This window comes from Natronorubrum bangense (genome assembly GCF_004799645.1).
Lineage (GTDB): Archaea > Halobacteriota > Halobacteria > Halobacteriales > Natrialbaceae > Natronorubrum > Natronorubrum bangense.
In genome coordinates this window covers 71,972-84,586 of the sequence record NZ_CP031305.1, presented here as the reverse complement: position 1 = coordinate 84,586, position 12,615 = coordinate 71,972, and the positions used below count along the sequence as shown (strand labels likewise).

Annotated in this window: 14 protein-coding genes and 1 tRNA gene; 8 read left to right on the top strand and 7 right to left on the bottom strand. The window is 59.6% G+C overall.

From position 1 onward, the window contains the following. Nucleotides 1–415 precede the first annotated feature (415 nt). The 3 genes from DV706_RS00380 to DV706_RS00370 all read left to right on the top strand — a co-directional run bounded on the left by DV706_RS00380 (nucleotide 416) and on the right by DV706_RS00370 (nucleotide 1,832). A tRNA-Gly gene (locus DV706_RS00380) sits at nucleotides 416–486 on the top strand. A 518-nt stretch (nucleotides 487–1,004) separates the two neighbouring features. Further along, nucleotides 1,005–1,358, top strand: a complete 354-nt coding sequence (locus DV706_RS00375; RefSeq protein WP_006067751.1) for a HalOD1 output domain-containing protein — start codon at nucleotides 1,005–1,007, stop codon at nucleotides 1,356–1,358. A gap of 162 nt (nucleotides 1,359–1,520) precedes the next feature. Beyond that, nucleotides 1,521–1,832, top strand: coding sequence for an MTH1187 family thiamine-binding protein (locus DV706_RS00370; RefSeq protein WP_006067750.1), 312 nt, complete (start codon nucleotides 1,521–1,523; stop codon nucleotides 1,830–1,832). Between the two features lie 42 nt (nucleotides 1,833–1,874). On the opposite strand, the gene DV706_RS00365 is transcribed toward DV706_RS00370, so the two are convergent. The 4 genes from DV706_RS00365 to DV706_RS00350 all read right to left on the bottom strand — a co-directional run bounded on the left by DV706_RS00365 (nucleotide 1,875) and on the right by DV706_RS00350 (nucleotide 6,863). After that, nucleotides 1,875–3,890: a TRAP transporter permease gene (locus DV706_RS00365; RefSeq protein ID WP_136350753.1), complete on the bottom strand. Its 2,016-nt coding sequence runs from the start codon at nucleotides 3,888–3,890 to the stop codon at nucleotides 1,875–1,877. Between the two features lie 93 nt (nucleotides 3,891–3,983). Continuing rightward, nucleotides 3,984–5,024 (bottom strand): TAXI family TRAP transporter solute-binding subunit, encoded by a 1,041-nt coding sequence (locus DV706_RS00360; RefSeq protein ID WP_136350752.1) that lies wholly within the window; start codon nucleotides 5,022–5,024, stop codon nucleotides 3,984–3,986. Between the two features lie 166 nt (nucleotides 5,025–5,190). Further along, a complete protein-coding gene (locus DV706_RS00355) occupies nucleotides 5,191–5,562 on the bottom strand; it encodes a VOC family protein (RefSeq protein WP_006067747.1) in 372 nt (123 codons plus the stop codon). Nucleotides 5,563–5,666: 104 nt separating this feature from the next. Then, nucleotides 5,667–6,863, bottom strand: a complete 1,197-nt coding sequence (locus DV706_RS00350) for an MFS transporter (RefSeq protein ID WP_006067746.1) — start codon at nucleotides 6,861–6,863, stop codon at nucleotides 5,667–5,669. A 287-nt stretch (nucleotides 6,864–7,150) separates the two neighbouring features. Between DV706_RS00350 and DV706_RS00345 the strand changes: the two genes are divergently transcribed. Then, complete coding sequence (locus DV706_RS00345) at nucleotides 7,151–7,360, top strand: heavy-metal-associated domain-containing protein (RefSeq protein ID WP_049889992.1); 210 nt, start codon at nucleotides 7,151–7,153, stop codon at nucleotides 7,358–7,360. Between the two features lie 163 nt (nucleotides 7,361–7,523). Continuing rightward, the gene (mch, locus tag DV706_RS00340; protein WP_006067744.1) at nucleotides 7,524–8,456 is read left to right on the top strand and encodes a methenyltetrahydromethanopterin cyclohydrolase; all 933 of its coding nucleotides are present in this window, start codon (nucleotides 7,524–7,526) and stop codon (nucleotides 8,454–8,456) included. A gap of 47 nt (nucleotides 8,457–8,503) precedes the next feature. Here mch and DV706_RS00335 read toward each other — a convergent pair whose 3' ends face one another. After that, nucleotides 8,504–10,105, bottom strand: coding sequence for a GTPBP1 family GTP-binding protein (locus DV706_RS00335; protein ID WP_006067743.1), 1,602 nt, complete (start codon nucleotides 10,103–10,105; stop codon nucleotides 8,504–8,506). Between the two features lie 191 nt (nucleotides 10,106–10,296). Between DV706_RS00335 and DV706_RS00330 the strand changes: the two genes are divergently transcribed. Next, nucleotides 10,297–10,476: a hypothetical protein gene (locus DV706_RS00330; RefSeq protein ID WP_006067742.1), complete on the top strand. Its 180-nt coding sequence runs from the start codon at nucleotides 10,297–10,299 to the stop codon at nucleotides 10,474–10,476. Between the two features lie 7 nt (nucleotides 10,477–10,483). Next, nucleotides 10,484–10,738, top strand: a complete 255-nt coding sequence (locus DV706_RS00325) for a hypothetical protein (RefSeq protein ID WP_006067741.1) — start codon at nucleotides 10,484–10,486, stop codon at nucleotides 10,736–10,738. Nucleotides 10,739–10,796: 58 nt separating this feature from the next. On the opposite strand, the gene pyrF is transcribed toward DV706_RS00325, so the two are convergent. After that, complete coding sequence (gene pyrF / locus DV706_RS00320; RefSeq protein WP_006067740.1) at nucleotides 10,797–11,597, bottom strand: orotidine-5'-phosphate decarboxylase; 801 nt, start codon at nucleotides 11,595–11,597, stop codon at nucleotides 10,797–10,799. A gap of 275 nt (nucleotides 11,598–11,872) precedes the next feature. Here pyrF and DV706_RS00315 point away from each other — a divergent pair, with 275 nt between their 5' ends. Further along, nucleotides 11,873–12,136, top strand: coding sequence for a hypothetical protein (locus DV706_RS00315; RefSeq protein ID WP_006067739.1), 264 nt, complete (start codon nucleotides 11,873–11,875; stop codon nucleotides 12,134–12,136). Between the two features lie 41 nt (nucleotides 12,137–12,177). Here the strand turns inward: DV706_RS00315 and DV706_RS00310 are convergent, their stop codons facing one another. Further along, the gene (locus DV706_RS00310; RefSeq protein WP_049889991.1) at nucleotides 12,178–12,603 is read right to left on the bottom strand and encodes a VOC family protein; all 426 of its coding nucleotides are present in this window, start codon (nucleotides 12,601–12,603) and stop codon (nucleotides 12,178–12,180) included. Between the last annotated feature and the right edge of the window lie 12 nt (nucleotides 12,604–12,615).

Sequence of the window (12,615 nt, the reverse complement as noted above, 5' to 3'; positions counted from 1 at the left end):
ATTTGAAGCAGACTTCGGTTCTGTGAGGAACACGAGTCGATTCTCAGGATCGGCCCAAATCCTAGAGTAACAACTGAAACGATGTCCACACGGATCGCATAGCTCACGGGTCACGTCGTTCCCCGCTCACCAGATTGCGGTTCTCGCTCCGGTGATCGCGTCGAACCGCGCTCCAACCAGGCGATCTGGCGTGCAGTGACGTGCAGTGGCTACGATAGCCAGCGCGCTTCGATAGCAGACGATGCCGACGAGCTGTACCGGCAGTTGTACGAACAGGTCGAAACGGAGGTTGTGGTTGCTCGAGTTCTAATCGAGAGACTGATTGCAACGTGGCACAGAGCGGGCGGTTTTCGTTTCGACATTTATAAATAGACGTAGCAACTCCATCCGAATGCACTCGAGACCGAGTGAGTACGCGCTGGTAGTGTAGTGGTATCACGTGACCTTGCCATGGTCACAACCTGGGTTCAAATCCCAGCCAGCGCATTTTCATTGAACTGTAACGACGAGCGTAGCGAGTCATCTGTTCAGTGCAAATCGTTCTCGAATTTGAAGCAGACTTCGGTCCTGCGAACGTAGCAAGCAGGTTCTCAGGAGGGGGTCAGACTCCAGCCAGCGCACTTCTCTAAATATAATCCCACAAGCGACCGCGAAGCGTGTCGTGAGTACGCGTCGAATTCTGGAATGCGAACCTGGATTCGAAGCAAGTCTGTCACAGCGTCGATCGAAGCGAGCGAGCTGTTTCACGCGAGTCAACGTCAGCCAGCGTAGTGCTTTGGCTCCAATACCACGAGCGACCACGATAGCAGAGACGAGCACACAGGCCGTATTCGTTGATGTCACTAGCCAGTCAGTAAATACGACGTTCATTGACAACAGAGAATGGCTATTTTTGAACTATTAGGCAGCATTTCAGTCAGAGACAGTTACGAATGTTGTCTACGATTGGCTTTTATACCATGAAGGGCTAGGAAATGATAGACGCCCGAACTCGCAGACCTCCTATGGAAACTGAACTCACATCCACCGACGACACGGACGACATTCAGTACGATCAGACGAACGATCGCTACGTCTTCCACCACGATATCGACGGCACTGCGACGATTACGACGACGATCGTCCATGCACTTGCGTCGATTGCGGACACCGACGTCTCACAGGGCGAGTTCTCACTGTACGACAGCGTCGATCCGGACGCACTCGACCGACTATTCAGAAAAAAGGCAGACGGCACCGAGCGCACGGGTGGTCACGTCGCCTTCACCGCCCTCGAGTACGAGGTGTACGTCTACGCCAACGGAGATGTCATCATCTATCCGCCGACGGACTCGAGTCGATCATCGAAGACGAACTGACCGACTGCCCGCGTCCCCAAGCCGAGTAATCGTCTCGTGTGCGTTCCCAGCAGCCACGACGCCACGCGAGCGTCGCTGCTCGTTCTGTAACGCTGTGTTGAGTGTTCCCGTTGTGGAAACGAGGGGTCGGATTTAGGGGCGTTCCGATCCTCAGTACGATCGATGACAGTCGTTGCACTACTGAGTGTGGCACCAGTGACCGAGGGGAGTATGTCCGGCGAGGTCGCAAAAGCCGTCGATGCACTCGAGGCGTACGACGTCGCCTACGAGACGAACCCGATGGGGACGGTGATCGAGGCCGACGAGATCGGGGAGCTGTTCGCGGCTGCGCAGGCGGCCCACGAAGCGGTCGACGGCGACCGCGTGAGCACGGTGTTGAAGATCGACGATAAGCGCACGCAGGAGACAACTGCGTCAGCGAAAGTCGAGGCTGTCGAGGATCATCTCGGTCGGCCAGCGACGAGCCACGAGTAACGCTCGAGAGATCGGATCGAAGAGAAACAAAACGCAGTGCGGTTATGGCCGTTCGGCTTCAATCGGCTCTTTGCTGCTACCGTTGATTCCGGTTGCAAGCGCCTGGAGCTTTCCGACCGGATCAGGTTTTCCGACGATTGTCTGGACGACCAATAGGCCGGCCGTAGCGGCGAGAGCGCCAAGCTGCACCAGCAGGTCGGGGTAGACCATCACGATGATCCCGAGTGCGAAGAAGACGACTCGAGCACCGGTGGAGACGCTTCGACCGAAGGCAAACCGGTAGTTGATCCCGTGGATGATCGTCAGTGCACCGAGCATGGCGAGGGCACCAGCGCTGATCGCAGTCGCGTCGAACGCTCCGGAGACGAGCTCCGGATGGTAAATAAACGCGAATGGGAGCACATAGAGCGGCGCAGAGATTTTCAGTGCCTCCCAGACGGTCTTCCAGAAACTCGCACCGGCGATCCCACAGGCGACCGCAGCGCACGTAGCGATTGGCGGGGTCAGTCCGGCGAGGATTGCAGCGTAGAAGACGAAGTAGTGTGCAGCAAAGTCGGGAAGGAGGAACTGTCCGGTCAGTGCAGGCGCGACCAGCAACGCGACGATCGTGTACGCTGCCGATGTCGGCATTCCCAGCCCGAGGAGGATGCAGATTATCATCGACATCACTGCCGCGAGGAGGAGGACGCCACCGGAGAGGTCCATCAATGCAAGCGAGATTGCCGTCGGAACGCCAGTCGTGAGCAAGATATCGACGACGCCGTTGATTGCTGCAAGGATGATTGCAACCGGTGCGAGCACCACAGCGCCCTCACGGGCCCCGTCGCGAGTATGTACAAGAACTTCGCGACCCTTTGCTGTCAGGCTCTCTCCTTCGTACAGGGCTCTTGCAATCGGGAACGTGATGCCAGTGATGATCATCGCCACCGCCGTCCACAGCGCACCGGTCATCACGGTGTACTGTAGGACACCAAGCACGTAGAGGAGGATCACAAGCGGAATCGCGTACTTGAGGCCCTCATAAATGAACTCACCGGTGGTTTTGGTCCCTTGGAAGTAGTCGTCCATCGTGGGATTCTCGATCTGTGGTGCTGCAATATAGTGAACACCGGCAAAAATCGAGACCATGAGGATTGCTGCCGGGATGAGTCCAGCGAGCATCACGTCGACGTACGTGACAGAACCACCGATCACTGAGACCATGATGAACGCTGCTGCACCCATCACGGGTGGGAGGACCTGACCAGCAGTCGAGGCAACGGACTCGATCCCGCCGGCGGTTTCGGGTTTGACGCCGCTTTCTTTCATCATCGGAATCGTGAACGATCCGGTCATTCCCGCATTTGCGGTCTGACTCCCGTTAACAGAGCCGATGACAGCACTGGCGACGACCGCAGTTTGGGCGACCCCAGACGAGATGTATTTCGCGGAGCGAACCGCCAGCCGCAAGATCATGTCGAACGCGCCGTAGGCCTTGAGCAGGCCAGCATAGAGCAAAAAGGGCGCGATCCATGCTGCCACGAGTCGGTTGAGTGACCCGAAAAAGCCCTCGACCTCGAGGACGAGGAGGCGAAGCATCCGTTCGGACGTGATGCCGCCGTGTCCCAGGATGCCACCGATGTACTGGCCGAACAGACCGTATCCGATTCCGGCAAGCAAGACGACGAGGAACGTCATTCCGAACGATCGCCAGGTCAGATAAACGATTACCAGCGTGAACGCAAGCGCGAGCGCGAGTGCTGAATCGGTCGCGATCCCGCGTGCACCTTCATAGAGGGCACTGTAGTTGGTAAAGAGGTAGACCACCGTCGTGATGACGACGGCTGCAGATATCGTGAGCAACACCGCTGAAAGGCGGTCTTCCTCTTCGATGACGCCGATGAATTCGTTGACAATGTACACGAGTAAGATCGCGCCCAGAAACACGATCCCATACTGTGCACGCGGCATCAGCTGAGAGTACGACCAGCCGAGGACCATCACCCAGAAGAGGACCGATCCGTAGGTGAGGACCGACTCGAGTATCCGTTTGTTCCGGTCTGTGTTGAGAGTCACCATTGCATAGTCACCTACGGCTATTCGATACGCGATACTGGCGATGTGTTTTGTTATCAATCATTATAGTTCGTAGAGGGTGTGCTACGTTTCTGTTCAGATCTCGCCGCGAGTCCAGGAGTCGTCCCAGACGCCGTGTTCCTCGAAGAAATCCGCGACACCGGGGTGAATCTCGAGGTCTTCGATAACGGCTTCGGTCATCGATTCTGGCGTGTGGTCGATCGTCGTCGGATCGGATTCACGGATCGTGTCGTCGTGCTCATATGCGAGGCGTGCGATCTCGTAGGTCGCATCTGCCGACACTTCGGGTCCGAACGCCCACTGTGCACCGAGTGCCCAGCTGGTTACAGTGTCAGTGATTTCGGTGACATCCTGGTTCCAGCCGTAGGGCTCGAACTCCGTTTTGAGTGCGCCAGGCGTGTTATCGATTGCCTCTTCGAACTCGTCGTGGATCGGGATCGCTTGCAAGTCCGCCTGCACGTCGACTTCTTCGGCCCACGAGGTGAGGTCGACGCCGTTTGCACCGTAAACACACAGTGCGTCCACTCGGCCTTCCTCAACCGCACCAGCAACGTCGCCGGTGTCACCATTGTAGATTCGACCCTCGTCGTCGAGCGGTTCCCACATACCGGCCCGATCAATGACCTCCTCGGTCAGCAGTCGGGTACCGAATCCTGGCTGAATCGGGTAGATATCGTAATCTCCGTCCACGATGTCGGCGGTCGATTCGATGCCCGACTCTTCAGTTGCGACCCAGTACATCTCGAGGCTCGTGAACACGAACCCCTGCATCGGGAAGTCGTCGACAGGGTCCTCGTCGAAGGGATCTTCTTCGTTCATCGCCTTCGACAGCGAGTTGTTGTCGACGGCCATCGCGGGGATGTTATCGCTGTCGAACTCGTCGAGGTTTGCGGTCCACCCGCTCGTAACCTGCGGCGAGACGTTCACGTCTTCGCTGTGCTCGTTTGCCGCACGTGCAAGCGCCTGTGCCGCCTGCTGGCTCGAGCTGTTTTCGGAGGTCGCACCGATCGTGACCGTCTCCCCGTCACTGCCGAGACAACCAGCAAGACCGGCGATTCCTGCTGCACCAGTTGCCTTAAGAACATTACGTCGACTCAGCTGCGTCATATCTGGCATATACTCACATGCTTGCACTTGCCTGGTTTAACTATGTTGGATTGACCATGATCTATGATCAATCATCATATGTTTCCGCACAAGAATATGTTTTGAGTGTTTATTATTAGGCTGCATTTTGCTAGCGGTGGTAAAGAAATTATCTGGCAGTGCAACGAGTTCGGAGCTAGACGCGTTCGACGAACTCGACGACGTAGCCGTTCGGATCACGAACAAACGCGACTCGTCGATCGATTGCATCCATCGTCGTCGGCTCCTCGAGGACGTCACAGTCGGTTTCTGAGACGACGCGGTCGAAAACGTCGTCGGTATCTTCGACACCGAGTGCGAGGTGGTCGATACCCGTTGGATCAGCTGTGTCTCCGTCGGGATCGTGCTTGAACTGAATCTCGGAACCGTCAGGGGTGCCGATGTAGACGTTTTCGACGCCGTCGTCGGCCGTAAACCCCCACGTCTCCTCGAGTCCAAGGATATCACAGTAGAAGGTTCTCGTCGCGTCGATATCGTCGACCCAGATTGCAGTATGGATGAACTCCATACGTGTACCATTGCGATTGTGTTCATAACGGTTGATATTCCATGTGGCGTGCGAGCCAGTGACCAACCGGTACAACAGGGTCCTCGAGCGTGGGAGACGGTGTGTTACGTTCGCCAGAGGAGAACGACGAGAAGCAAGAGGGCAACGAACGACGCGCCCGCGAGCATCGTCCACGCCGCCTCGTAGCTGCGAGTATCGACGATGAGACCGAATGCGGGCGGTGCAAGCAGAGCACCGCAGTTGAGCGCGATCTGTCCACCGGCGGTCGCGCTTCCCATCTCTTCGGTGGGAACGAGCGAGCCAATACAGGAGTAGTAGACGCCAGTAAAGCCGAGTACAAAGAAACCGAGCAAAGAAAAGAGGACGAGCGCGACGACTGGACTGTCGACAAACGTCACTGCGACGAAAAGGACTGCTGAGGCACTCGCTTGGAGACAGAGGATACGAAGTGTCGATGCGGTCAGCGGCATCGAAAGATGATCGGCGAGCCAACCGAATCCGATACGGCCAGCGCTGCCAAAGACCTGCGCGGCAGCAAGGGTAACACCAGCGAGAACGACGCTTGCACCGACATTCTCATCGATGTAAAGAATGGTGTACCCGATCGTGGTAAACAGGCCTGCGCCAAGCGCGAATCCAGCAGCTGCCAACAGCATGTACTCCGGATTCGCAAGGTGGCCGCGGATACCGTGACGATTGCTGTCGCCGCTCCGACTCCCAGCATCATAGATCGACCAGAAGACGATACTTATAATCACCGCCCAGCCCGCCGCAAGGAGGAACGCGACTTCCCAGCCGAAGTATGCGGCACCGAACCACGGGACAAGAACGGCACTGATCCCACTTCCGGCAGTCACACCCACCTGCTTGATCCCCATCGAGGTGTTGAGCCGGTCGGCTGGAATCGCATTGAAAACTGCCTTATTAGTACCCGGCATCGCTGTCGCATAGAACGCACCAAGGACGAACACGGCCGCGAGCAAGGTGAGATACGTCGGTGCTGCCGTCACGCCAACGGCACCGACGGCGAGGCCGAGCAATCCGAGGACCAACGCTCGGTCTTCTCCGTGCTCGTCGATAATCGACCCGACCGGGAGCAAAAAGAGCGTATAGCCGAGTGTCAGCGTCGTCATCATCACGCCGACGTAGGTCGCAGAAATGCCAAACTCATCACGGATGAACGGCGTCACCGCATACACTGAATAAAAACAGATACTCGCGGTCACCTGCCACAGAAGGATTAGTGCAGTGTACCCTTTCCACCCTCGAACTTGGAGTCGTGATTCGACGGCGTTGCTCATCGCGTCTCCGTCACCCGATCAGAACTAGTGCTGGTCGTCTGCCGGTCGGTTCCCCGGAAATGACGCGTGCGAAGCGGAACTCTAGCGTCGTATTCGACGGCAAACGGAACATGATTGAGAGCCACAAGTACACGACACACGCACAGTCGTCGAAATAACTGCTGTGATCGAGCATGATTGGCTGTCGAGAGTCAAGCGATGTCTCCTACACAGAGAACACCCCCGTTCGGTATCCCACCTCACCGAAAACAGAACGCTCACTTCCGTCGAGACCAGAGACACCGGCGATGAAACAGACAACACTCGAGGTAACCGGCATGGCGTGTGATGGCTGTGAGGCAACCGTGACCGACGCACTCGAGGCGCTCGAGGGGGTCGCGTCTGCGACGGCAGACCACGAGGCGGGCGAGGTACGCGTCGAACACGATGAGACGACGGTTGACGAGATTACGGTTAGCGGAACGATCGAAGACGCGGGCTACGACGTGGCGACCTGATACGGTTTGCCGTCCCGATGTCCTGCCACGACCGCAGGACTGCTCGCGGTCACGCCGGAAATGAATTACAGCAGACCGCATGCCGGTGCAGTCGGTGAGCAGCGACGACGGCTGCGGACACGAACTGACAAACTGTTTTAGGTCGGAGGGTGAATCCTCCGCTATGGAAAGTCTCAATCGGATGGCGATCGAGCTGGTCGACGAGGCCCTCGAGTACGCCGAGGAGCTGAACATCGGTGGCTACGACCTCGACAACGAGGCGACAGTACTCGACTTCGGACTCGAGTTCGCCGGCGGGATCGAGGCAGGGCTGTTACTGACGGAGATTCAGACAGCAGGGATGGCAACGCCGAGTCACGACCTCGGCGAACTCGGTGGCGCGCCGGTTCCGTTCGTCGAACTCTCGACGGATCAGCCGGCGCTGTCGCTGCTCTGCTCGCAGAAGGCGGGCTGGGAGCTAACGACCGAGGATTTCGAGGGGCTTGGCAGCGGTCCGGCACGTGCGCTCGTGGCCGAGGAATCGGAGTTCCGCCGCGTCGGCTACACGGACGCGTTCGATCTGACGGCGCTGGCTGTCGAAACGGATCAGGACCCAACCGAAGCCGCCGCTGAACAGGTCGCTGACCTCGCCGAAGTCGAGACCAGCGGTGTCTTCCTGCTTGCGTACCCAACCGCGAGTCACGTTGGATCGATCACGAACGCCGCTCGCACGGCCGAACTTGCGACGTTCCGCCTCTCGGAACTGGGCTACGATCCGATGGACATCGTCTCGGCGACGGGACGGGCACCGGTCGCGCCCGTCGCTGGCGACGAGCGGACTGCCATCGCACGCACGAACGACGCGATCGCCTACGGCGGCACGGCACATCTGACGGTCCGTGAGGATGCCGATGTCTTCGACTCGGTGCCGTCGACGGCCGCCGAGGGCCACGGCCGGCCGTTCGGAGAGATCTTTGACGATCTCGAGTGGGACTTCACGGAGGTCCCGTCGGATCTCTTCGCGCCTGCGAAGGTGACAGTCGACGTCATCGGCGGCCCAACGTACGTCTACGGCGAGACGGACGAAGAGCTGCTCGTCGAGTCGTTCGACCTGTAGCCGGGCGTTCGAACCAGTGCCCGACGAAGCATGGAAAAGCGGCAGCGTTACTCGATCAGATGGACACCGGTCACCGTTCCGACACCCTTGCTGCGACCTTCGCGGAAGACGAACTTCTGGCCTTCCTCAACGAGGTAGGGTCGGAACTTGAACCGGACCGTGGTTTCGCCGGTGTCACCCGGCAAGAGGCGACCGTTTTCGGGGGAGAACACGGCGGCCTCGCCGATCGTCTCGAGGTGGACGACCGGTTCGTACCCCTCGCCGATCCGGGTAGGATGGTTGAGTACCATCACTTCGGCCTCGAACTCCCGAACCGGGTTGGGATCGGCGTCGCGAGGCAGGAGGACCATGCCCCGGTCGATGGCGCTCTCTTTGACGCCTTTGAGTGCAATGCCGACGATTCGACCCGCCTGAGCCTTGTCGACACGGTGGTAGTGCATCTCGATCGAGCGGACTTCGACCTCCCGGAAGCGGCCGTCGGGCATCGGGCCGAGTAAGAGTTCGTCGCCGGCTTCGACCTCGCCGGACATCACCGTCCCCGAGGCGACCGCGCCGACGCCAGTTACCGAGTAGCTCCGGTCGACGTACATCCTGAACTCGCCGGTGTCCTGGGACGTCTTTGGCAGGCGGTCGAACAGTTCGTCAAGCGTCTCGAGGCCGTCCATCGTAATCGCGCTGGTTTCGACGATCGGGACGACGCGATCACCGATCTCGTCGATGGCAGCGTCGACGCCGTGACGGGCGACCCGCAGCGGCGATTTGTCGACTTCGCGGAGAACTCCTTCGACCTCGCGTTCGACTTCCTCGACACGCTCGTCGCTGACGGCGTCAGTTTTCGTGATCGCGACGATCGTCGGGAGATCGGTGGCGAGCAAGACGCCGAGGTGTTCGCGCGTGGTTCGGGTCGGACCGTCGTCGGCGGCGACGACGAGCAGGCCGTAATCGAGTTTCTGGCCGACGAGGCCGCGAATGGTCGTCCGCAGCCACGGCTCGTGGCCGACAGTGTCGACAAAGGAGACGAGTCGATCGGCTTCTTCGACGACCGACGCTCGATCCGCCTTACGGTTCGGGTTTCGCACTCGGACCGGGCCCTCGTCATCGAAGCCGTAGACTGCATAGGAGAGGTCAGCCGAGAGGCCGCGTTCGACCTCGTGGGGTTGGACATCGAGGAAGCTACGTGTGGCACCGTCGCCGTCATCCGGCGTGCCAGTGATGAGCGATCCAACGAGTGTACTCTTGCCGTGGTCGACGTGACCCGCAGTGCCGACGACGACGTGTTCGTCGTCCGTCTCGAGGACACCACCTTCCTGGATGATCGCGATGCCGACGAGGCCGTCATCGACGCCCCACGTCTGGACGTCGTTGATATGCGCGTCGGCTTCCTCGGCGAGCAGCGAGAGAACGTCCATCGTCTCGGCGAACGTGTCCGGATCGATCCCGGCAAGGCCACCGTCGTCCGTTACACCAACGACGTAGGTCGCCTCGCCATCGCCGGAGAGCAGTCGGTGGCGCAGTTGTGCGGCCAAACTCTCTCGTCGTCCACCCTCGAGGTGGACGTCTCGTGAGAGTCGCTCTTTGAATTCGACGTTGCCACCGTCCTGTTCGCCACGGTCCAGGGCTCGCTTGAGAAGAGCCCGGTCACGGCTCATGTGGCCCGGTAGTATCCCACATGGCAAAAGCCTTCCCGTGGGTTGTGAACATAAAACATGATAGCATCGTCACAGCGGGCATCGTTCTCTCACGGAGACAGAAACGAGGTGTCCCACAGCCGTCGGATTCGTCGATCGTGACGGCGCAGTTCCAGCCCCGGTTTCAAGAGACTCGAGGCCCTACTACGGCCATGAGCGTCAGCGGTCTCTGCCAGATCTGTGAGTCACGACTCGCCGAAGAGCAGTGTCAAAACTGTGGCACGCTCGCCTGTTCAGTCCACTACAAGGAAGCGCATGGGCTCTGTGTCGACTGTGTCGCACAGGCAGACCCCAGCCGCCAGTCCGACGACGTGGATATCCACCGCCTGTGAGGCCGCTATGACGTCTATTCGTGATCTACTCGACGAATCGCTTGCGATCGGTGACCGGTTTGACCTTCTCCTCGAGGAACGCGACGGCCGACTCGTCGCCGACCATCCACATGACTCGAGTCCGATGGATATCGCGGTCGTCGAGGGACTCGAGCGACTCGAGGACCGACCGCCGGCGGAGCCAGTCGAGGTCGAACTCCTCGGTCGCGTCGTCGACGGCCGAATCGCAGGTCGCGTGGTTGAAGATAGCCCGAACGGCTGAAACAGAACCGAGAAACGACGAACTGAAGAGCGTGTTCAGCCGAGACAGTGACCCAGCGTCACTCCCGATACTGGTTGAGCCGCTTTTTCAGCCGTTTTGCGGCCTGACCGCTGGCGTGGGCGAACTCCTCGCCCTGCTCTTCGCCCGCGAAGATGATCCCGCGCGAGGAGTTGACCAGCCCGACGCCGTCTGCGAGGCCGTACTCGACTGCGGCTTCGGCATCGCCGCCCTGTGCGCCGACGCCGGGCACGAGAAACGGCAGCTCCGGCACCTGCTCGCGCAACTCCTCGAGTTCTTCGGGTTTCGTCGCGCCGACGACGAGGCCGACGTTGTCGTTGTCGTTCCAGAGATCCGCCAGCGCGGCCACGCGCTCGTAGACGGGTTCGCCCGTCTCGAGTTCGAGGTCCTGAATGTCCGCACCGCCGGGGTTCGAGGTCCGACAGAGGATGAAGACGCCAGATTCCTCGTCTGCGAGAAACGGCTGCAGCGAGTCCCGGCCCATATACGGGTTGACCGTGATCGCGTCGACGGTCTCGAGCATCTCGGCGTACTGGCGGGTCGTGTTCCCGATGTCGGCTCGTTTCGCGTCGAGCAAGACGGGGACGTCCTTGCCGTGGGCGTAGGCGATCGTTTCCTCGAGTGCACGCCAGCCGTCAGGGTCTTCATAAAAGGCGGCGTTCGGCTTGTAGACGGCCGCGTGTTCGTGGGTGGCGTCGATGATCCGGCGGTTGAACGCCCACCGCGGGAGGTCGTGCTCCTGGAGGTGGGCAGGAATACGTGACGGGTCGGGATCGAGTCCGACGCTGACGACGCTGTCGACCGTCCGAATACGGTCGTGCAAGCGGTCGAAGAAGTTCATGCGAGCGAGTGGTCCCCCGACGGTCGAAAAGGTTGCTATACTCTCGGCCGGAGTCAGAGAGCACTCGGACGCGTTCGAGAGCTCGGCCGCTCTCGAGACGTCTCGGTATACGTACACAGTAACCACACGTGCCCCGCAGAGACAGATCCGACGGATACGCCACCGAAGCGACCCGTATTCGATGCTCTCGACTCGAGCAGTTGTGCGTCTCGGTAGGTCCACTCCCAAATACTTTAGACAGCAACTACTTCGCGAATATAATCGAAACCTACCGCATGACTATTCGAACCAACAGACGTTCTTCCTCTCCGATCGGCCGAATCCGAGATCGGATCCGCTCGACACTGTTCGCTGCCGATGACACGCCGGCAGACGACACCGCCGACGAGGCGACGGACGATCAGTCGGCCACGAACCCGGACGCACCCGGCAATCTCTTTCACTGCTCGGCGTGTGGAACCGTCTATATCGCCGCCGAAAAGCACGTCTGTTCGAACTGTGACGTCCCCGTCGAGGAAGTCCGATCGACGCTCGCGTGAGCAGGAACCGGCTGAGTTTTCGAAACGGGTTCGGGGCTCGCTTAGCTCTCGAGTATTTCGATCAGATTCGACTCTGGATCGCGCAGAAACAGGATCGACGTTCCGCTTTCGGTGGTCTGGGGCTCACTGATCGTCGAAACGTCTTCGGGTAAGGCGTCATAGAAGGCCTCGAGGTCGTCCACCGAAAGCCCGACGTGGGTCGCCCCGGGCTGGTTGAGACCAGCGGCCGGCGACCCCCGCGCTTGCGGGTCGTACTCGATGAGTTCGATTCGACAGCCGTCCGCGTCGAGATGGGCAAACTCGCCGCGTGCGTCCTCGACGCCGACGCCCGCCGAAAAGGCCTCGCCACCGACGCTGAATCGGGTGATAACCTCGAGTCCGAGGACGTCCCGATAAAACGGCAGGGTCGCCTCGAGGTCGCTCACGGTGATACCGACGTGATGGGCACTGGGCTCAGAATCTGTCATGGCGAGTGGTCG

What these genes read in the sequence shown, in the direction of transcription:
- DV706_RS00375 (WP_006067751.1), top strand. Translation starts at nt 1,005, where the DNA reads ATGGAAACTGAACTCACATCCACCGACGACACGGACGACATTCAGTAC.
- DV706_RS00370 (WP_006067750.1), top strand. Translation starts at nt 1,521, where the DNA reads ATGACAGTCGTTGCACTACTGAGTGTGGCACCAGTGACCGAGGGGAGT.
- DV706_RS00365 (WP_136350753.1), bottom strand. Translation starts at nt 3,890, where the DNA reads ATGGTGACTCTCAACACAGACCGGAACAAACGGATACTCGAGTCGGTC.
- DV706_RS00360 (WP_136350752.1), bottom strand. Translation starts at nt 5,024, where the DNA reads ATGCCAGATATGACGCAGCTGAGTCGACGTAATGTTCTTAAGGCAACT.
- DV706_RS00355 (WP_006067747.1), bottom strand. Translation starts at nt 5,562, where the DNA reads ATGGAGTTCATCCATACTGCAATCTGGGTCGACGATATCGACGCGACG.
- DV706_RS00350 (WP_006067746.1), bottom strand. Translation starts at nt 6,863, where the DNA reads ATGAGCAACGCCGTCGAATCACGACTCCAAGTTCGAGGGTGGAAAGGG.
- DV706_RS00345 (WP_049889992.1), top strand. Translation starts at nt 7,151, where the DNA reads ATGAAACAGACAACACTCGAGGTAACCGGCATGGCGTGTGATGGCTGT.
- mch (WP_006067744.1), top strand. Translation starts at nt 7,524, where the DNA reads ATGGAAAGTCTCAATCGGATGGCGATCGAGCTGGTCGACGAGGCCCTC.
- DV706_RS00335 (WP_006067743.1), bottom strand. Translation starts at nt 10,105, where the DNA reads ATGAGCCGTGACCGGGCTCTTCTCAAGCGAGCCCTGGACCGTGGCGAA.
- DV706_RS00330 (WP_006067742.1), top strand. Translation starts at nt 10,297, where the DNA reads ATGAGCGTCAGCGGTCTCTGCCAGATCTGTGAGTCACGACTCGCCGAA.
- DV706_RS00325 (WP_006067741.1), top strand. Translation starts at nt 10,484, where the DNA reads ATGACGTCTATTCGTGATCTACTCGACGAATCGCTTGCGATCGGTGAC.
- pyrF (WP_006067740.1), bottom strand. Translation starts at nt 11,597, where the DNA reads ATGAACTTCTTCGACCGCTTGCACGACCGTATTCGGACGGTCGACAGC.
- DV706_RS00315 (WP_006067739.1), top strand. Translation starts at nt 11,873, where the DNA reads ATGACTATTCGAACCAACAGACGTTCTTCCTCTCCGATCGGCCGAATC.
- DV706_RS00310 (WP_049889991.1), bottom strand. Translation starts at nt 12,603, where the DNA reads ATGACAGATTCTGAGCCCAGTGCCCATCACGTCGGTATCACCGTGAGC.